The 18,422-nt window shown below is 42.3% G+C and carries 17 protein-coding genes and 1 pseudogene; 5 read left to right on the forward strand and 13 right to left on the reverse strand.

Features of this window, described 5'->3' with window-relative positions; genetic code table 11:
* A pseudogene (locus ADJ60_RS08505) lies at positions 1 to 385 on the forward strand (hypothetical protein); the annotation flags it as partial.
* Positions 386 to 991: 606 nt separating this feature from the next.
* Here the strand turns inward: ADJ60_RS08505 and recG are convergent.
* The 13 genes from recG to nrdR all read right to left on the reverse strand — a co-directional run bounded on the left by recG (position 992) and on the right by nrdR (position 14,644).
* Positions 992 to 3,007, reverse strand: a complete 2,016-nt coding sequence (recG, locus tag ADJ60_RS08515) for an ATP-dependent DNA helicase RecG (RefSeq protein WP_049544574.1) — start codon at positions 3,005 to 3,007, stop codon at positions 992 to 994.
* 18 nt (positions 3,008 to 3,025) lie between these two features.
* Positions 3,026 to 4,129: an alanine racemase gene (alr, locus tag ADJ60_RS08520; RefSeq protein ID WP_049544575.1), complete on the reverse strand. Its 1,104-nt coding sequence runs from the start codon at positions 4,127 to 4,129 to the stop codon at positions 3,026 to 3,028.
* Positions 4,119 to 4,481: a holo-ACP synthase gene (gene acpS / locus ADJ60_RS08525; RefSeq protein ID WP_049544584.1), complete on the reverse strand. Its 363-nt coding sequence runs from the start codon at positions 4,479 to 4,481 to the stop codon at positions 4,119 to 4,121. Before acpS ends, alr begins: the two co-directional genes overlap by 11 nt.
* A 45-nt stretch (positions 4,482 to 4,526) precedes the next feature.
* On the reverse strand, positions 4,527 to 5,558 hold the full coding sequence (locus ADJ60_RS08530) for a 3-deoxy-7-phosphoheptulonate synthase (RefSeq protein WP_049544576.1): 1,032 nt from the start codon (positions 5,556 to 5,558) through the stop codon (positions 4,527 to 4,529).
* Position 5,559: 1 nt separating this feature from the next.
* Positions 5,560 to 6,591 carry a 3-deoxy-7-phosphoheptulonate synthase gene (locus ADJ60_RS08535; RefSeq protein WP_004258559.1) on the reverse strand — a complete coding sequence of 344 codons (1,032 nt, stop codon included), beginning with the start codon at positions 6,589 to 6,591 and terminating at the stop codon, positions 5,560 to 5,562.
* Positions 6,592 to 6,671: 80 nt separating this feature from the next.
* The gene (gene secA / locus ADJ60_RS08540; RefSeq protein WP_023943775.1) at positions 6,672 to 9,185 is read right to left on the reverse strand and encodes a preprotein translocase subunit SecA; all 2,514 of its coding nucleotides are present in this window, start codon (positions 9,183 to 9,185) and stop codon (positions 6,672 to 6,674) included.
* A 145-nt stretch (positions 9,186 to 9,330) separates the two neighbouring features.
* The gene (locus ADJ60_RS08545) at positions 9,331 to 9,618 is read right to left on the reverse strand and encodes a membrane protein (protein ID WP_049544577.1); all 288 of its coding nucleotides are present in this window, start codon (positions 9,616 to 9,618) and stop codon (positions 9,331 to 9,333) included.
* A 32-nt stretch (positions 9,619 to 9,650) separates the two neighbouring features.
* Positions 9,651 to 9,986, reverse strand: coding sequence for a hypothetical protein (locus tag ADJ60_RS08550; RefSeq protein ID WP_049544585.1), 336 nt, complete (start codon positions 9,984 to 9,986; stop codon positions 9,651 to 9,653).
* An 83-nt stretch (positions 9,987 to 10,069) separates the two neighbouring features.
* The gene (der, locus tag ADJ60_RS08555) at positions 10,070 to 11,380 is read right to left on the reverse strand and encodes a ribosome biogenesis GTPase Der (protein WP_001207696.1); all 1,311 of its coding nucleotides are present in this window, start codon (positions 11,378 to 11,380) and stop codon (positions 10,070 to 10,072) included.
* A gap of 13 nt (positions 11,381 to 11,393) precedes the next feature.
* Entirely contained in the window at positions 11,394 to 12,107 is a 714-nt protein-coding gene (locus tag ADJ60_RS08560; protein WP_049544578.1) for an NADPH-dependent oxidoreductase, read from the reverse strand.
* The gene (dnaI, locus tag ADJ60_RS08565; RefSeq protein WP_049544579.1) at positions 12,104 to 13,000 is read right to left on the reverse strand and encodes a primosomal protein DnaI; all 897 of its coding nucleotides are present in this window, start codon (positions 12,998 to 13,000) and stop codon (positions 12,104 to 12,106) included. Before dnaI ends, ADJ60_RS08560 begins: the two co-directional genes overlap by 4 nt.
* Complete coding sequence (locus ADJ60_RS08570) at positions 13,001 to 14,170, reverse strand: replication initiation and membrane attachment family protein (protein WP_049544580.1); 1,170 nt, start codon at positions 14,168 to 14,170, stop codon at positions 13,001 to 13,003.
* Complete coding sequence (gene nrdR / locus ADJ60_RS08575; protein ID WP_001203672.1) at positions 14,171 to 14,644, reverse strand: transcriptional regulator NrdR; 474 nt, start codon at positions 14,642 to 14,644, stop codon at positions 14,171 to 14,173.
* A gap of 139 nt (positions 14,645 to 14,783) precedes the next feature.
* On the opposite strand from nrdR, the gene ADJ60_RS08580 reads away from it, so the two are divergent.
* From ADJ60_RS08580 to ADJ60_RS08595, 4 genes are all read left to right on the forward strand, one after another.
* The gene (locus tag ADJ60_RS08580) at positions 14,784 to 15,149 is read left to right on the forward strand and encodes a GntR family transcriptional regulator (RefSeq protein ID WP_000119149.1); all 366 of its coding nucleotides are present in this window, start codon (positions 14,784 to 14,786) and stop codon (positions 15,147 to 15,149) included.
* A gap of 4 nt (positions 15,150 to 15,153) precedes the next feature.
* Positions 15,154 to 15,849, forward strand: coding sequence for an ABC transporter ATP-binding protein (locus ADJ60_RS08585; RefSeq protein WP_000054197.1), 696 nt, complete (start codon positions 15,154 to 15,156; stop codon positions 15,847 to 15,849).
* A 15-nt stretch (positions 15,850 to 15,864) separates the two neighbouring features.
* Positions 15,865 to 16,632, forward strand: a complete 768-nt coding sequence (locus ADJ60_RS08590) for a hypothetical protein (protein ID WP_049544581.1) — start codon at positions 15,865 to 15,867, stop codon at positions 16,630 to 16,632.
* Positions 16,633 to 16,771: 139 nt separating this feature from the next.
* Positions 16,772 to 18,319 (forward strand): ATP-binding cassette domain-containing protein, encoded by a 1,548-nt coding sequence (locus ADJ60_RS08595; RefSeq protein WP_049544582.1) that lies wholly within the window; start codon positions 16,772 to 16,774, stop codon positions 18,317 to 18,319.
* Positions 18,320 to 18,422 lie beyond the last annotated feature (103 nt).

Here is an 18,422-nt window from a genome sequence, read left to right on the forward strand (position 1 = left end):
GGTTAAGATGGCGTTCTTGGAACTTAAAAAATACAGAGAAACCAGCAAAGATAGCATTCGCAAGCCATGGTTGGAGTTTTTTGGGAACAAACCCTTTACCCAAGCACCCGAGCGAGCCATCAGTCAGGCAGACCAACTGCTAGACTACAAGAGCTGGTCTGAGGAGGATAGGAAAATGTTTAGTCAACTACGTATGCGAGAAGAACAAGCATTGTTAGCACAGGACTATGCTTTGGAAACTGCTAGAGCAGAGGGAGTTGAACAAGGTCTAGAGCGTGGGAAAATCTTTACCTTTCTAGATTTAGTACGCCAACATGTTTTAACTTCCGAATTTGCGAGTGAGCAATTGGGCATGACCGTCGCTGAGTTTGAGGCATTGTTGTAAGACCAGCACTAACGGTCAGAAAATCATCTGGTCAAGATGGAGTTCTTGGAATTAAAAAAATACAGAGAAACCATCAAAGACGAGGTTCGTAAACCGTGGTTGGAGTTTTTATAAATCAGTAAATCAATGACAGATTTTTCCGTGATAGATGGAAGAATCTTTTTTAGTTATGCTAGATGTGGGCTCTGAAACAGTAAGATATAGTGTATTGAAATAAGATATGAACAAAGAAATTAGGAAAGTCAAATTAATTTCTAGAAATGTTTTAGAATCTGTAGTGTACTATTTTAGATTCAATAAATTGTAGTTTTAAAAACGAAAAAAGTGCATTTCACTCTTTCTTCTTCTGCTTAATCTTATTTTGTCGCTTCTTTCTTTTGGAAAGTGGTTTGGTAATTTACTTTAATCGTTACTGTCATGTGAGAGTCCTCGTTTCTTTTTGATGACTCTAGTATAAGGGCCAAACCTGAAAGCTAGCTTAAGATTTCCTTAGAGAAAGCTTATACTCAATGAAAATCAAAGAGCAAACTAGGAAACTAGCCGCAGGCTGTACTTGAGTACGGCAAGGCGACGTTGACGTGGTTTGAATTTGATTTTCGAAGAGTATTAATCTAAATGTTCTTTCTTTTCCAGATGAAGGGCAATCATGCGCCATTCCGGATCCTCTTGCCAACCTTCGATAGAACTAATGTAGCTAGCAACCTTTCTGGCTTCTTCTAAAATCGGAAAATCTTCGATAATATCAGCTACTTGGAACTCTGGAAGACCTGACTGTCTGGTTCCAAAAATTTCACCTGAACCACGCATTTTCAAATCTTCCTCCGCAAGGACAAATCCATTGGTGGTTTCTGTCATGATGCGCATGCGGTCTTTCCCAGAATCCGTCTTGGGATTGGCAACGAGAACTGCATAGGACTGCTTGTCTCCCCGACCCACACGACCTCTAAGCTGGTGAAGCTGGCTGAGACCGAAGCGATCGGCATCCATGATAATCATGACGGTCGCATTGGGAACATTGACCCCGACCTCGATAACCGTCGTCGAAACCAGAATATCCGTTTTTCTCTCTTTGAACTCCTGCATAATCTGGTCTTTTTCATCACTCTTCATCTTACCATGTAGAAGAGCCACCTTTGCCTTACCTGCAAAATGAACCGTCAACTCTTCTGATAAGGCAATGGCATTTTTCAAATCCAGAGCTTCAGATTCTTCGATCAGGGGAGAGATGACGTAGGCTTGAGAACCTTTTTGGATTTCCCCCTCTAACCAAGTCAAGACCTGAGGCAATTGCTCATGTTTGATCCAGCGAGTCACAATAGGTTTTCGGCCTGCTGGCATCTGGTCAATAATGGAAACATCCATATCGCCAAAGGCTGTGATGGCTAAGGTTCGTGGTATGGGAGTCGCTGTCATCATGAGGACATCTGGGTTGTCGCCTTTTTCTCTCAGAACACGCCTTTGCCCTACACCAAAACGGTGCTGCTCATCGATGATAATCAAGCCCAGACGAGCATAATCCACTCCATCTTGTATCAGAGCGTGAGTTCCAATAATCAAATCAGCCTCACCCTTGGCAATAGTCTCCAAGACTTCTCGCTTTTCTGCAGCTTTCAAGGAACCTGTCAAAAGAGCCAGTTTTAGGGCTGGGAAGAGACTCTTCAAACTCTCAAAGTGTTGCTCTGCAAGGATTTCTGTTGGCACCATGAGAGCAGCCTGGTAGCCAGCCGTCACCGCTGCAAACATGGCCAAGCCAGCGACTACCGTTTTTCCGCTCCCCACATCTCCTTGTAGGAGACGATTCATGTGGTGGTCCGACTTCATATCGGTTAAAATTTCCTGCAAACTCTTTTCTTGAGCTGAAGTTAGGGCAAAAGGAAGGCTTTCCTTGACTGCTGTCACTTTTTCCTGAGACCAGTTCAAAACCAGACCGCTTCCCTGAACTCTATTTTCAGATTTGAGCGTCTGCAATTGCATTTGGAAATAAAAGAGTTCCTCAAACTTGATACGGCGAAGGGCCTGCTTGTATTCTGCCAAATCCTTGGGGAAATGCATGGCACGAACGGCCTGACAACGGGACATGAGTTTGTATTTGTCCAGCAAAGACTGGGGCAGATTTTCCTCAATCAAGAGGTCCAGTCCCTGATCAAAGGCTGTCTTGATGACCTTTACCAGACTGGCTTGACTGATTCCCTGAGCCAAGCGATAGACAGGTTGTAGATCATCCTCTACCTGAACCAGAACCTTCATCCCTGTCAGGCTAGCCTTGGCGCGGTCCCATTTTCCAAAGACAGCAAGGGTTGCTCCCAACTCTATCTTATCTGCTAGATAGGGCTGGTTAAAGAAGTTCACTGCAAAAACGACTTCTCCCTGCTTGAGGCTAAAACGCAGGCGATTGCGCTTGAAACCATAATACTGGACACTGGCAGGAGTCACGACTTGACCAGATAGGACTGCCTTCTCACCGTCTTCTAGCTCCAGCACCTGCTTGGTTTTAAAGTCTTCATAACGGAAAGGAAAGTAGAGCAAGAGGTCTTGCAAATTTTCAATTCCTAGTTTGGCGTATTTCTCTGCTGACTTTGGTCCCACACCAGGTAAGACATGCAAGGGTTGATGTAGATTCATGCTCCACTCCTTTCTTTTCTAATAATATTCTCTCGGAATGCGATCGCTGAGGAGACAAACGACCTCGTAGTTAATAGTCCCACGGAAGGTCGCTACCTGAGTAGCTGTGATTTCCTTGCCTCCGTTGGAGCCAATTAAGGTTACTTTTGTTCCCAACGGATAAAGCTTAGGCAGACGAATGGTGATTTGGTCCATAGAAACTCGTCCAACAATTGGGCAAGCTTGGCCATCTACCAATACAGAAAAATTCTGCATGTCTCGTGTCCATCCATCTGCATAGCCAATTGGTACCGTCGCGATGACTTGCTCACTATCTGCCTGATAGGTCGCTCCATAGCCCATGCAAGCTCCAGCTGAAACTGTCTTGACATGAACCAGAGCAGATTCCAAGGTCAAGGCTGGTTTCAAGTCATAGGGCAAGTCCAAGACTTCTCCGCTAGGGTTAAGACCATACATAGCATCTCCCATACGGACCGCATTGAAAATAGTCTCTGCATGCCAAAGGGTCGTTGCAGAATTGCTGGCATGAACCAGCTCTGGAAGACCTTTCATACTGGCCAAAATAGTTTTAAACCGTTCTAACTGGGCATTAAAGTAGATATCTGATTCCTCGTCTGCAGTAGCAAAGTGGGTAAAAATCCCTTCAACACGAGCACCATGTTGTTGGAGCAAGTCTTGAGCCTGCTCAGCCTCACAAGCCTCTCGAAAGCCAATCCGTCCCATTCCTGAATCAATCTTGAGGTGGACTGTCAATCCAGTTAGGTCTTCTTCCCTATCTAAGAGTGCTTGAATCCACTCCAGTCCAGCCACAGTCACGGTGATACCATATTCTTTAGCAAGAGCAACAGCTTCGATTTCAGAAACTCCTAAAATGAGGATTCGCTTGCTCAGTCCAGCTTGTCTGAGTTCAATGGCCTCATCAATATTGGAAACGCAAAAGCCATCAACTTCATCCTGAATAGCCGTCGCAACGGCAACAGCTCCATGACCATAGGCATTGGCCTTGACTACTGCAAATTTGAGCGTTCCTTGAGGGATATGAGCCCCCATTTGCTGAATATTTTGTCGAATAGCTCCCAGATGAATCAGAGCCTTGGTTGGTCTATGTGGACTAGCTTTCATGATTTTCCTCCAAAATGACACTGGCTGTCACAAACTGATCTGTATGGCTGATAGACAGCCAAATCTTTCCTGAAAATGGTGACTGACTAAAATAAGGCGCCCCGCGTTCATTATTCAAGACTTCCAAATCCTGAAAACCGAGCTTCCCAATACCAGTTCCCATAGCCTTGGAAAAGGCCTCCTTAGCCGACCAGCGACCAGCCAAATATTCGATTTGCCTGCGCCCTTTAAGACTGTTAAACCGTTCCATTTCCTGAGCGGTCAGCACGCGCTTGGCAAAGCCTTCATGTCGTGTAACTGCGCTTTCTATCGAAGCCAATTCTTCAATGTCAATTCCGTGTCCAACTATCATTCTCATCAAAAGGAGTTGAGATTCCCCCAACTCCATCCTTTTCACTTATTTTGTCAAGGTAGCATAGATTTCTTCTACCAAGGCCTCTGTATTTTCCCAACCTAGGCAAGGATCGGTAATAGAGCAACCAAAGACCTCTGGTTGGTTTTGACGACCATCTGCTAGGTAGGATTCAATCATAAAGCCTCGAACCGTCTTTTTGATTTTCTCGTTCCAATCACGATTTTGCAAGGTCTGGCGGACAATTCGAATCTGTTCCATATATTGCTTTCCTGAGTTATCATGGTTGGTATCAATGAGGATAAAGGGATTTTCAAGTCCCATGGCTTCATAGCGTTCAATGGCATTTAGCAAGGTTTCATAGTAAAAGTTAGGCTCATTTTTCCCATATTCATTAACTGCTCCACGAAGGATGACGTGGGCCAAGGGATTTCCTGAAGTTTCAACTTCTTGACCATGAAAGAGGAAGGTCTGTTTGTTTTGGGCGGCATAGATACCGTTAAACATGACCCCAAGATTTCCTGAGGTTGGATTTTTCATCCCCACTGGTGCATCAATTCCTGAAGCCACAAAGCGGTGCTCTTGGTCTTCCACAGAACGAGCCCCCACAGCATGGTAGCTGACCAAATCATCTACCAATACCAGATTTGACGGATAAAGCATCTCATCTGCCGTTGTCAAACCAGTCTCTGTAATCACACGATAGTGCAACTGGCGCACAGCCTGCAAGCCATTGATCAGACTTGGAGCCTTAGAAGTATCCGGTTGGTGAACCAAACCTTTATAGCCGTCTCCGTTAGTGCGAGGTTTAGCTGTATAAACACGCATAACCATGAAAATCTTGTCCGCCACCTTCTTTTGCAAAGCAGATAAACGACGGGCATATTCCAAGACAGCCTCTTCATTGTCAGACGAGCAAGGACCAATCACCAAAAGGATCCGGTCATCTTCTCCCGAAATGATGTCTGCCAATTCTCTATCACGACGCTCCTTTAGTCGCAAGGCTGCCACAGACAATTGGGTTTCTGCCTTGATTGCTTCAATATCGATTTCTTGACCTTTTTCAATAAATGCCATCTTATTCTCCTAGCGTTTGGTAGATTTCTCTGACGAGGACTTCCGTATTTTCCCAGCCAAGGCAAGGGTCCGTGATAGACTTGCCAAATACTTCCGGTTCGTTCTGACGGCCGTCTTCTAGATAAGACTCAATCATAAAGCCACGAACGTACTGCTTGATTTTTTCATTCCAATCACGATTAATCAATGTCTGGCGGACAATTCGAATCTGATCCATGTATTGCTTACCAGAGTTGTCATGATTGGTATCCACAATGATAAAAGGATTTTCCAAGCCCATTTTCTCATACTGGGCAATGGTATCCATCAAATTATCATAGTAGTAGTTAGGAATATTCTTACCATACTCATTGATTGCTCCACGAAGAATGGCGTGCGAAAGAGGATTACCAGTTGTTTCCACTTCTTTTCCTAGGAAAAGGAAGCTTTGTTTATTTTGAGCGGCATAAATTCCATTAAACATAACATTAAGATTTCCAGAGGTTGGATTTTTAAACCCAGTCGCAAAATCTGCCCCACTTGCCACAAAGCGATGTTGCTGGTCTTCAACCGAACGGGCACCAACCGCCATGTAAGAAATCAAATCATCCACAAGCGGTAGATTTTCAGGATAAAGCATTTCATCAGCTGTTGTCATACCTGTTTCTGTGATAACACGATAATGAAGATGGCGAACGGCTTTGATTCCATTGATAAGACTAGGCGCTTCTGTCGCGTTAGGCTGGTGAATCAAGCCCTTATAGCCATCTCCGTTAGTACGAGGTTTGGCAGTGTAAACACGCATAACCATAAAGATACGGTCTGCCACTTCTTCTTGCAAAGCTGCCAAACGTTTAGCGTACTCAAGGACAGCTTCTTCATTATCAGATGAGCATGGCCCGATTACCAAGAGAATCCGCTGGTCTTCTCCACGTATAATGGCTTCTAGCTCTTGATCGCGCTGTGATTTTCTCTCCAAAGCTTGGCCTTCTAATTTTGATAAGGCACGAACTTCTTCAATATTAATTTTAGGACTTTTTGCTGTAAATACCATAACTCATCTCCTTATAAATCAAACGGATACCAAGTAAAAATTTACTTTTCACAAGGTATCCGCCTCTAAACTATCTCATTTTATTGTCTTTTACCGTGACAGTTTTTAAACTTCTTACCAGAACCACATGGGCAAAGTTCATTCCGTCCAATCTGGCTCAAATCCAAATCTTCTGGTATATTTGCTTGGTGGGCAGCGATATTACGAGTCGCTGTTGTACTGATATGGTGTTCTGCTTGTGGTCTTTCTTGTTCATGAATTTGTGCTTTCATCATCAAGCGTGTCACATCAAACTCAATCGAACCAATCATGTCATTAAACATACGGAAACCTTCTGCCTGATACTCAACAACAGGATTATTCTGAGCATAGCCACGAAGTCCAACCGCGTTACGTAATTGATCTAGGGCATCGATATGATCTGTCCACTTGTTATCTACCACTCGTAGAATCAAGACTTTTTGGAATTCTTTGACTGCTTCTTCATCGCGTAGTTTTGAAACCTGACTATCGTAAACTTGCAAGGCACGTTGGAAGAGCTCTTCCTTGATGGCCTTATCAGACAAGCCTGACAAGTCTTCGATTGAAATAGAATCTTCTGGAAGCAAGTTGTACTTAGCGAAGTTCAAAATTGCCTCTAGTTTTTCATCTTGTTTGGCACGCGCATGACCATCGACGACACGACCAATCGTGCGTTTAATCATAGCCTGAATTTCAGGTGCCAAGTCACGATCTGCAGTGATGACATCGTAACGTTGAGCATAGATAATCTCACGTTGTTCACGCATGACGTCATCGTATTGAAGGACTTGTTTACGGGTATCGTAGTTATTTCCTTCGACACGTTTTTGTGCTGCTTCAACCTGACGTGTCAACATACGAGACTCAATGGCCTCTTCAGACATGTTGAGACGTTCAAAGATTCCCTTCAAGCGTTCAGAACCAAAACGTTTCATCAAATCATCTTCAAGAGATAGGTAGAATTGTGACTCACCTGGGTCTCCTTGACGACCTGAACGTCCACGAAGCTGGTTATCGATACGACGGCTTTCATGACGTTCTGTACCAATCACACAAAGTCCACCCAATTCGCGAACTCCTTCACCAAGCTTGATGTCGGTACCACGACCGGCCATGTTGGTTGCGATAGTAACAGCACCACGTTGACCAGCATTCATGATGATTTGGGCTTCTTTATAGTGGTTTTTAGCATTTAAGACTTCGTGAGGAACGCCAGCTGCGACCAATTTCTTAGAAATGTAGTCACTGGTTTCAACCGCTACTGTACCAACCAAGACAGGCTGACCTTTTTGGTAACGAGCCTTAACGTCTTCGACAACCGCCTTAAACTTAGCTTCAATACTTGCATAAAGAAGGTCTGAGTGGTCAATACGTTGAACAGGACGGTTTGTTGGGATTGGAATAACACGAATGTTGTAGATTTCACGGAATTCTTCTTCCTCAGTCTTACCTGTACCCGTCATACCAGACAATTTCTTGTACATACGGAAAAGGTTTTGGTAAGTGATTGAGGCAGATGTCTTGGTTTCATCCTGAATTGGCACACCTTCTTTGGCTTCAATAGCTTGGTGCAATCCATCAGAATAACGACGACCTTCCATGGTACGACCTGTAAATTGGTCAACGATCAAGATTTCTTGTTCTTCGCTCACCACATAGTCAATATCGAGAAGCATGATGTAGTTAGCACGAAGGGCATTATCGATAAAGTGAGTCAGAGCTACGTTTTCGATGTCATAGAGGTTTTCAAGCTTGAAGTAGCTTTCAGCCTTGTCAATCCCTGAATCAGACAAACCAATAGTTTTAGACTGCACATCGATGATGTAGTCGTCTTTGTCCAAAGATTTCACATAGTGGTCTGCCATGTGGTAGAGCTGACTGGTTTCAACCGCATTAGCACCTGATACGATCAAAGGTGTACGGGCTTCGTCAATCAAGATTGAGTCAACCTCGTCGACCAAGGCGTAGTTAAGTGGACGTTGTACCATGTTTTCAGCGCGAACGACCATGTTATCACGAAGGTAGTCAAATCCGATTTCTGAGTTGGTTGAGTAAGTAATATCACACTCATAGGCTTCTTTTTTCTCCATTGGAGATTTGGCAGCCAAGTTAATCCCTACTGACAAACCAAGCCATGAGTACAATTCACCCATCTCAGTCGCGTCACGTTCTGACAGATATTCATTGACCGTAACTACGTGAACCCCTTTACCTGAGAGGGCATTGAGGTATACGGGCATAGTCGCAGTCAAGGTTTTTCCTTCCCCTGTACGCATCTCTGGCACGTCACCATGGTGAAGAACGATTCCCCCCATGACCTGAACCTTATAAGGGAAGAGACCTAGGACACGTTTGGCACCTTCACGGACAACCGCAAATGCTTCATAAAGCAATGAATCCAGTGATTCTCCATTTTGATAACGTTCTTTAAATTCAACTGTTTTTGCTTTTAGTTGGTCGTCAGTCAAAGCAGCCATTTGGTCTTCGTATTTGAAAACCTTGTCAGCCATCTTTTCCAGACGACGGATTTCTCCTTTATCATTTTCGATAATTGTTTTTAAAATATTAGCCATGTTTTTCCTTACTTTAAATTCCGAATATTTTAGAATGTTCTTTTAATTTTAGCACAATTACTGATTATTTTCAAGGAAGAATCCCCATTTTGAAAAGGAAAAAGAGGCTAGTTTCCAAGCTAACCTCTCTGATTTTTATGATACTTTAATTGCCAAAAATCGGCAAAATCGCAAATAGGATAAATAGATTAATCCAAAGAGAAAAACAGCAGATCAATCCAAAAACAAAGAGACTGACTTTCTTGGACAGCAAGGCCATCAAAATAGACAGAATACCAAAAACTAGTAAAACTTTCTGCATGATTAAGAGATTGATAGATATTCCCAGAACTGGTTTATCCCAAGGAACAAAGAAGAAAGCAAGCCAGATCAACAGAACTAAACCAATATAGACCTTAGAATAGCGTGTAATAAATGATTTTAGATGTGCCATAAGCTACCTCCTATCAATAAAAACCATATAAATCAATGCCTTCCACCTTTAGACTTCCCCAGTTCCCGTCTCAAGCGAAGCATTTTTTTGAAAAAGATATAGGTTAACCAAGAACTGGAAAAAGCAATAAGTAGTAATAATAGCCAAATGCCCCAAGACTTGATGTCTGCCACATTTCTCAATAGGATATTGAAAAATAGGACTGAAAAAACTGTCCAAGCAAGGCTAAAAAGAGCATAGAGGGTGATGTAAATCCAGTAAAAATAGTAAAAAATTGGGAAAAATTTACTATCTCTGTTGGCCTTTTCAATCCAGCTGAAAAAGTAAAAACAGGGTAATAAGATTAACAATTTAAACAAATGTTCCATCATCAACACCTCTTTTTGATAGCGCTTTCTTCAACTTCATTTTATCAAAAAAATCTGGAAATGTCATTCCAGATTCTGCTTTTTTATTTACGTTTTCTTGCGATGAGATGAATCGGTGTTCCTTCAAAGACAAAGGCCTTGCGGATTTGATTTTCCAAGAAACGCAGGTAAGAAAAGTGCATGAGTTCTTCTTCGTTGACAAAGATAACAAAGGTCGGTGGTTTAGTTGCCACTTGAGTCGCATAGAAAATCTTGAGACGTTTTCCTTTGTCTGTCGGTGTTGGGTTGATGGCAATAGCATCCATAATCACATCGTTCAAGACAGCTGATGGGATACGTGTGTTTTGACTTTCGCTGATTTGCTTGATCATCTCAGGCAGTTTGTGGAGACGTTGCTTGGTCAAAGCTGATACAAAGATAATCGGTGCGTAAGGTAGATATTGGAACTGCTCACGGATATCTTCTTCCCAGTTTTTCATAGTGTGGTTGTCTTTTTCAAGCGTATCCCACTTGTTGACCACGATAATCATCCCTTTACCAGCTTCATGGGCAAATCCTGCGATACGTTTATCGTATTCACGGATTCCTTCTTCCGCATTGATGACCATTAAGACCACATCTGAACGGTCAATAGCACGCATGGCACGCATGACAGAGTATTTCTCAGTATTTTCATAAACCTTACCAGATTTACGCATACCAGCAGTGTCAATCATGGTAAACTCTTGGCCATCTGTATCTGTAAAGTGGGTATCAATGGCGTCACGAGTTGTTCCAGCAACTGGACTGGCAATGACACGGTCTTCGCCCAAGATAGCATTGATCAAGCTTGATTTTCCGACGTTAGGACGACCAATCAAGCTAAACTTAATCACATCTGGATTTTCTTCTTCATATTCATTTGGAAGATTTTCTACGATAGCGTCTAGCACATCCCCTGTACCGATACCATGGACAGATGAGATAGGCAATGGTTCACCCAAACCGAGGGCATAGAAATCATAGATATCATTTCGCATTTCAGGGTTGTCCACCTTGTTAACTGCGAGGATAACTGGTTTATGGGTCTTATAAAGCTTACGGGCTACGTATTCGTCTGCATCGGTAATTCCTTCCTTACCAGACACGACAAAGACGATAACATCTGCTTCTTCCATGGCAATTTCTGCCTGGTGCTTGATTTGTTCCATGAAAGGAGCATCGACATCATCGATTCCTCCTGTATCAATCATGCTAAACGAACGATTGAGCCACTCACCCGTCGCATAGATACGGTCACGTGTCACTCCTTCGACATCTTCTACAATGGAGATTCGCTCACCAGCGATCCGATTAAATAGGGTTGATTTCCCAACATTGGGACGTCCTACAATGGCAATAGTTGGTAGGGCCATAATTTCTCACTTTCTACAATAACTTCTTCTGTTCAAGATTTTTTCTAGTTGAGTTTGGTTCTGCTTGACCAAACTGTTCTGCTAGACGCTGACTCCAGCTTGTGGTCGCACGTGCTCCAGCATAGTCCGCCTGTACACGGTCATAAGCTTGGATTGCCTCAGTGGACTGTTCTCGGTATTCTTCCTCAAATACCACTTGATGCAATGGCAAACGAGGTTTGACTTCATGTTCTTCATTTGGTAAACCTAGTGCCATCCCAAAGACAGGATAGGTGTAGTCAGGTAGGTTAAAAAGCTCTGCTACTTCTTCTGACTTGTAACGTACCAAGCCAATAATGACACCACCATAGCCCAAGCTCTCAGCTGCAAGCAGGGTATTTTGACCAGCAAGGGCCGCATCGACTGAACTAATCAAGAGACCTTCCACACCTTTGGGTTGGAATGAGTCTGTATGAAGTCGGGCTCCCTTTTCTGCTCGGTTCAAATCTCCGACAAAGAGAAGGAAAACAGCTGACTGGCGAATGGCTTCTTGAGGCACCAATTCATACAGAGCATCTTTCTTTTCTTGACTTCGCACCACAATCACAGAGTAGGATTGGAAATTCTTCCAAGACGAAGCCATCTGAGCTGCTGTCAGGATTTCAGTCAAGTCTTCCTGAGGAAGGGCTTGCTCCTTAAATCTGCGCACTGACGTGTGAGCTTTCATTAATTTGATTGTTTCTGTCATCGACGGTTTACTCCTTCTAAACGAGTCTCCTCAGCCAAATAACGGATGCGTTCCATGACCCTTCTAGCTTCCCAGGTTTCATCATTTCCATGCTTCCCTTTAGCGAAATGCTGCTCCAAATCATCAAAGTTGAAGTTGGATGTGAAAAAGGTCGGTAAATCTTCCTGCATACGGTATTGGAGAATGACCTGCAGGATTTCGTCACGCACCCAAGCTGTTGACTGCTCGGCACCAATGTCATCTAAAATCAGGACTTCAGAAAGCTTAAGCTCATCCACCAAGGTCTTCACATTGCCATCACCGATTGCATTTTTGACATCAATGACAAAGCTAGGATAGTGAAGAAGGGTTGATGAAACACCACGTTTTTCTGATAAATCATGAGCTAAAGCAGCCACCATGAAACTTTTACCCACACCAAAGTCTCCATACAAGTAAAGACCTTTTCGAATAGCTGGATATTGCTCCACGAAGGCTAATAACTTTTCAAAAACTGGCAAGCGACCCAAATCATCCAAGTCTACTTGAGCCAAACTAGCTTTCTTGAGAGTAGCTGGCAGATTGATTAACTTGAGGCGGTTTTTAATAGCCGCTTCTTTTTCAGCCGCGATTAGTTCAGGAGTTTCTTCATAAGAAACGTCCGCATAGCCATGATTCATGACCAAAATTGGCTTGTAGCCTTTGGCAATATAATCCGTATCACCACGAAGGAACTTGTCGCGCTCGGTGATGTACTGATTAAATTTGGAGATACTGCGATTCAATTCCTCTGGAGTCAGGGATTCTTGCTGGATAAAGGTCGCAACATCAGGGTCCTTCATGATTTTCTGGACCAAATCTTGATAATGAAAACGGCTAGGTTGACGTTTGAGTACGTCTCCGACACTTTCCATCTAATCTCCTCCTTTTTCTAATCGAGCTAATAATTCTTGTTTCTTACGTTCTAGTTCCAGACGAGTTTCCTCGCTGGTTTCATTTTTATAATCTGGATTACTCCACTTGGGCACATTGGACTTGGCAGGACTGGGTTTACTACTTTTTTGAGCCTGATTCTTCTGCCCTCTCTCACGGATTCGCAAGACTGCCTCCTCTGCCGAATGAATTTTTTGATAGGCATAGTCATTGGCTACCTTCATGGCATATTTCTCATTGATATTTGCCGAATCCACCTTATTAAAGGTCAATAAGAGAATGATATTGATGACTTCGTCCAGCAAGCCCAAGCCAGCCATCTGTTGCAAGAGGTCTCTTTCTGTTTGGGTAATGGTCCCCTTGCGTGTTTGCTTGATTTCTGCTAAGAACTGCAGGGCAGTCTTACTTTTAGCTTCTTTGATAATGGTTGCTTCCTTAGGACTAAAATCAGAGGAAACAGGTTTTTGAGCGATTTTTTCCCGCATTCGTTTGGTTGAAATAACCTGAGAAAGAGCTGTTGACTTGGCCAATTGATAGGTTTCAAACCAAGTCCATTTCTTCTCCTCGGCAATGGCAAAGAGGTTTAAGACATCGGACTGCTCATACGCAAAACGAAGCCCATCTCGAGCCATAAGCTGACGAAAATGGTCCAAGTCAAAATCGTTGGCCACTTTCTTCTTGAGACCAAGGTCTTCTTGATTTCCTAGTTCTGCCAAATCTGGAAAGACTTGATTGAGTGAGACAGGTATTTCTTCACCATCAACACTTTCAACTTTCAAATCCTCCACAGCTGCATCACCAATCTTTTTCTCTAAAAGTCTGCGATAAACAGGATGTTCCAAGAAGTCCTGACTAGATAGAGGAGCATGGAGGGCTAGCTGATAAACATCCCCCTTTTGATAGAGGGTCAAGAGATTGAAAGCAGATAGGATTTTCAGGGATTTTATCAGTCTATCCATCCCAAAGTTGAGATGGTTAAGAATGCTTGAAAAAAGATATTCCTTTCTACCATTATCCCAAAAACTAATTGTATAAAGATAAAGGCTCAGTGCCTCCTGACCGATAATCGGGAGGTAGCACTGTACCAGAGATGAGGTATCTTGCGACACCCGATTATTCTTTAGATAAGAAAAACGGTCAATTGGCTTCATTTATCTTTCCTTTTTCTTTTTAGAGGACTGGGTGATTTGTTGGAGCAAGCTCTCTAGCTCACTCACATCCTTAAAACTACGATAGACACTGGCAAAACGTACATAAGTAATCTCATCCAACTCAGCCAACTCCTCCATGACGAGTGAACCAATGTCCTCACTTTGAATTTCATTTTCATTTCGACCACGGAGTTTCTGTTCGATACGATTGACTACCATGTTGATTTCATCACTTGACACAGGACGTTTCTGGGCTGAGCGGATAATTCCATTAAAGATTTTATCTCTAGAGAATTGTTCCCGTGTGCCATCTTTTTTAACAACCACTAAGGTTCTTTCTTCTACTCGTTCGTAGGTTGTAAAACGGTGTTGGCATTCATCGCACTCACGTCTTCTACGAATAGTGTTCCCTTCTTCTGCTTGGCGACTATCGATAACACTTGACTTGGTAGCCCCACATTTTGGACAACGCATCCTTTCCCTCCTTATCGTTTTCTTTTCATTATACCATTTTTTAAGCGATTCCCAAAACAATTCTTCTTTTTGCTTGACAAGTTTTTTGTTTCGTTGTATTATTTAATTAAGACAAAAGGATAAAAGAAAGGAGACCAAGATGTCCTGGACATTTGACAACAAAAAACCCATCTATTTACAGATTATGGAGAAAATCAAGCTTCAGATTGTTTCCCATACACTGGAACCCAATCAACAACTTCCAACCGTGCGAGAGCTGGCTAGCGAGGCTGGTGTCAATCCAAACACCATCCAAAGAGCCTTATCAGACCTTGAACGAGAAGGATTTGTCTACAGTAAGCGAACAACTGGACGATTTGTGACTGAGGATAAGGAGCTAATCGCCCAATCGCGCAAACAATTATCGGAAGAAGAATTGGAACACTTCGTTTCCTCCATGACCCATTTTGGCTATGAAAAAGAAGAACTACCAGGCGTAGTCGGCGATTATATTAAAGGAGTTTAAGCCTATGTCATTACTAGCATTTGAAAATGTATCCAAATCTTATGGAGCAACCCCAGCCCTTGAAAATGTTTCTCTTGACATCCCAGCTGGAAAAATTGTCGGTCTCCTCGGCCCAAACGGCTCAGGAAAAACAACCTTGATTAAACTCATCAATGGCCTCTTACAACCAGATCAAGGACGTGTCCTTATCAACGATATGGACCCAAGCCCAGCAACCAAGGCTATCGTAGCTTATTTGCCAGATACGACCTATCTCAATGAACAAATGAAGGTCAAAGAAGCCCTAACCTACTTCAAGACCTTCTATAAAGATTTCAATCTTGAACGCGCCCATCATCTACTTGCAGACCTCGGCATTGATGAAAATAGTCGTCTCAAGAAATTATCAAAAGGGAACAAGGAAAAGGTACAACTGATTTTGGTTATGAGCCGTGATGCTCGTCTCTATGTTCTGGACGAACCCATTGGTGGAGTGGATCCAGCAGCCCGTGAGTATATCCTCAATACCATTATCAACAACTACTCCCCAACTTCTACCGTTTTGATTTCTACCCACTTGATTTCTGATATCGAGCCAATCTTGGATGAAATTGTCTTCCTTAAGGACGGAAAAGTCGTCCGTCAAGGAAATGTAGATGATATTCGCTATGAGTCTGGTGAATCCATTGACCAGCTCTTCCGTCAGGAATTTAAGGCCTAAGCAAAGGAGATTATTATGTTTTGGAATTTAGTTCGCTACGAATTTAAAAATGTCAACAAGTGGTATTTAGCCCTTTACGCTGCCGTGCTAGTTCTTTCCGTTCCCATAGGAATGCAAGGACACTATTATAATTATGTATCTTTCAAAGATAGCCAACCTGTCTTACTTTTCTTTCTGGCTCTCGTCTTTGGTGGATTGATGATTACACTTGGGATTTCAACCATTTTCTTGATTATTAAACGATTCAAAGGTAGTGTCTATGACCGACAAGGCTATCTGACCTTGACCTTGCCAGTTTCTGAACACCATATCATCACAGCCAAATTAGTTGGAGCCTTCATTTGGTCTATCCTTAGCTCCACTGTACTAGCTCTAAGCGCTTTTATTATTGTTACCATAACGGTTCCAGAATGGATATCAAATTCTGAGTTGATTCCACTTGTAGGAACATTCCTTCCTCAACTCTCTCTTATAGGGGTATCCTTCCTACTAAATACCATCTCAGGAATCCTCTGCATCTACTTGGCTATTTCCATCGGACAACTGTTCAATGAATACCGTACCGCACTAGCCATTGTAGCTTATATCGGTATCCAAATCGTCATTGGATTTGTAGAAGTCTTCTTCAATACCAGTGCGAACTTCTATGTCAATTCACTTGCAGGATTTAATGATAATTTCTATATGGGAGCAAGTACGAGTATTATTGAAGAACTCATATTCATAGCTATATTTTACCTCGGAACCTACTACATCTTGAGAAACAAGGTTAATTTGCAATAGTTTTAAAGTCTAGCGACAATAACTCGCTAGACTTTTTTCGTTCTCAGGACTTACATTTTTAATATGAAGTATTTAATAAAAAAGAGTATAATAACTTTAAAATTGATTACATGTATATCGATAAGGAGGGCAACTCTTTATGCTGAAAAGATTTGTTACTAAGAAGCACCTCATACTTTACTTCTTTTCTATTGCCATTACTTGGCTGGAAGCAATTATCACACCAGCCCTTGTTCAAAATATTGTTGCTAGTTTTACCAATCAAGAACTAGGCCTTCTTTGGAAAGTTTTGATTTTAGGAATCCTTGGTAATCTCATCCTCTTACTGGGTTTGGCTGGGAAACGTTATTACTACGCTCGTTTGATTACTGACTTCAAATATGGAATCAAGAGTGCTATTTTCAAGCGATTTTTAAACAGTTATGAGATTGATGAAAAAGATATCTTGTCCGACCTAGAAAACGACGTCAAGCAACTAGAAGAAAACTATATTGAGCCAACGATCATCATCATTTCTTCTCTGGGCTTTACCACTGTGTCCATTCTCTATGCCCTATGGACCAATTTTTACCTGGGCTTGATTTTCATCCTCTTCTACTCCTTTCCTGTACTCTGCAGTGCTATCGGATCAAAGCGTTTGGATTCACTTTCTGAAAAGCGGTCCACTGTTAACCAGAGCTACTTAGCAAGCTTGACAAATTTTATTGGTGGTAGCCAACAAATTCGCCATTATCAGGGGCAAGACTACTTTTTTGCTCGCTATCAAAAGCAATTACAAACCAGTCTAGATACCGAAATTAACTATGAAAAGCAACGAACTTTAAACAGTCTCTTGATCAATAGCATCGATGCCTTTTGTTCTGTCACACCAATCGTCATCGGTGGCTTTATGACCTACTATAATTATTTAGATGCGGCGAGTTTTGTGGCCATCTATCTAGTTTCCCATAATATCGGCTATCAATTCCAAGAGTTGGCTTACTTTACCAACACCCGAAAAGCTACTCGAACTCTTCTCAACAAATACCAAGAACTTTTGGGCCAGTCTGACTCCACCTCTCCTAGAAGCATAGAAAATATTTTCCCTATCCAACTTAACACCATCTCCCTTGAAAAAGATGGGAATATCCTCTTATCTCCGATTTCCATACACATCAAGCAAGGAGAAAAAATCGCCATTATCGGGGAAAGTGGCTCTGGTAAAACAACCCTGCTCAATATCATTCATGGAAAAGAGACATCAACAAGTGGACAGATTAGCTTTGCTGGTCAAAACCTGTCACGTAAAGAAATCACAAGCTTTAGTTCCTATATCCTCCAAGATAGCCATTACTTTGACACGCTATCTCTGGACGACAATATCCTTCTAGGACTAGATAAAAATCCAGAGACTTTAAATCATATCCTCAAAAAAACAGGATTAGAACATTTGAAAAATCGAACGCTCAGCAATGATAGTCTGTCTGGTGGCGAGAAACAACGCCTCGAAATCGCTCGAGCCCTCTACCATGATAGCCAACTCATCTTAGCAGATGAGATTAAGGCCAATCTTGACTCGGAAAATAGCAGAAAAATTAGCGACTTGCTCTTCTCCCTACCTCAAACAGTCATTGAAGTCATTCACCACTACACGGAAGAAGACTTAAAACACTATGACCAAGTCATTCACTTAAGTAAAGAAAAGTAATAGTCTATAACATACGATTTTAAAAAGCAAGGAACCCGAATTGAACTGCACCCCAAAAGTTAGACAGAAAAAATCTAACTTTTGGGGTGTTTTTATTATGAAA

This window comes from Streptococcus pseudopneumoniae (assembly GCF_001076775.1).
Lineage (GTDB): Bacteria > Bacillota > Bacilli > Lactobacillales > Streptococcaceae > Streptococcus > Streptococcus pseudopneumoniae_G.

Excerpts from the sequence above, each read along its gene's own strand:
- dnaI (WP_049544579.1), bottom strand. The coding sequence starts at position 13,000 with ATGGAAAGTGTCGGAGACGTACTCAAACGTCAACCTAGCCGTTTTCAT.
- ADJ60_RS08550 (WP_049544585.1), bottom strand. The coding sequence starts at position 9,986 with ATGGAACATTTGTTTAAATTGTTAATCTTATTACCCTGTTTTTACTTT.
- nrdR (WP_001203672.1), bottom strand. The coding sequence starts at position 14,644 with ATGCGTTGTCCAAAATGTGGGGCTACCAAGTCAAGTGTTATCGATAGT.
- der (WP_001207696.1), bottom strand. The coding sequence starts at position 11,380 with ATGGCCCTACCAACTATTGCCATTGTAGGACGTCCCAATGTTGGGAAA.
- acpS (WP_049544584.1), bottom strand. The coding sequence starts at position 4,481 with ATGATAGTTGGACACGGAATTGACATTGAAGAATTGGCTTCGATAGAA.
- ADJ60_RS08560 (WP_049544578.1), bottom strand. The coding sequence starts at position 12,107 with ATGACAGAAACAATCAAATTAATGAAAGCTCACACGTCAGTGCGCAGA.
- ADJ60_RS08580 (WP_000119149.1), top strand. The coding sequence starts at position 14,784 with ATGTCCTGGACATTTGACAACAAAAAACCCATCTATTTACAGATTATG.
- alr (WP_049544575.1), bottom strand. The coding sequence starts at position 4,129 with ATGAAAGCTAGTCCACATAGACCAACCAAGGCTCTGATTCATCTGGGA.
- ADJ60_RS08590 (WP_049544581.1), top strand. The coding sequence starts at position 15,865 with ATGTTTTGGAATTTAGTTCGCTACGAATTTAAAAATGTCAACAAGTGG.
- ADJ60_RS08530 (WP_049544576.1), bottom strand. The coding sequence starts at position 5,558 with ATGGCATTTATTGAAAAAGGTCAAGAAATCGATATTGAAGCAATCAAG.
- recG (WP_049544574.1), bottom strand. The coding sequence starts at position 3,007 with ATGAATCTACATCAACCCTTGCATGTCTTACCTGGTGTGGGACCAAAG.
- secA (WP_023943775.1), bottom strand. The coding sequence starts at position 9,185 with ATGGCTAATATTTTAAAAACAATTATCGAAAATGATAAAGGAGAAATC.
- ADJ60_RS08570 (WP_049544580.1), bottom strand. The coding sequence starts at position 14,170 with ATGAAGCCAATTGACCGTTTTTCTTATCTAAAGAATAATCGGGTGTCG.
- ADJ60_RS08545 (WP_049544577.1), bottom strand. The coding sequence starts at position 9,618 with ATGGCACATCTAAAATCATTTATTACACGCTATTCTAAGGTCTATATT.
- ADJ60_RS08595 (WP_049544582.1), top strand. The coding sequence starts at position 16,772 with ATGCTGAAAAGATTTGTTACTAAGAAGCACCTCATACTTTACTTCTTT.
- ADJ60_RS08535 (WP_004258559.1), bottom strand. The coding sequence starts at position 6,591 with ATGGTATTTACAGCAAAAAGTCCTAAAATTAATATTGAAGAAGTTCGT.
- ADJ60_RS08585 (WP_000054197.1), top strand. The coding sequence starts at position 15,154 with ATGTCATTACTAGCATTTGAAAATGTATCCAAATCTTATGGAGCAACC.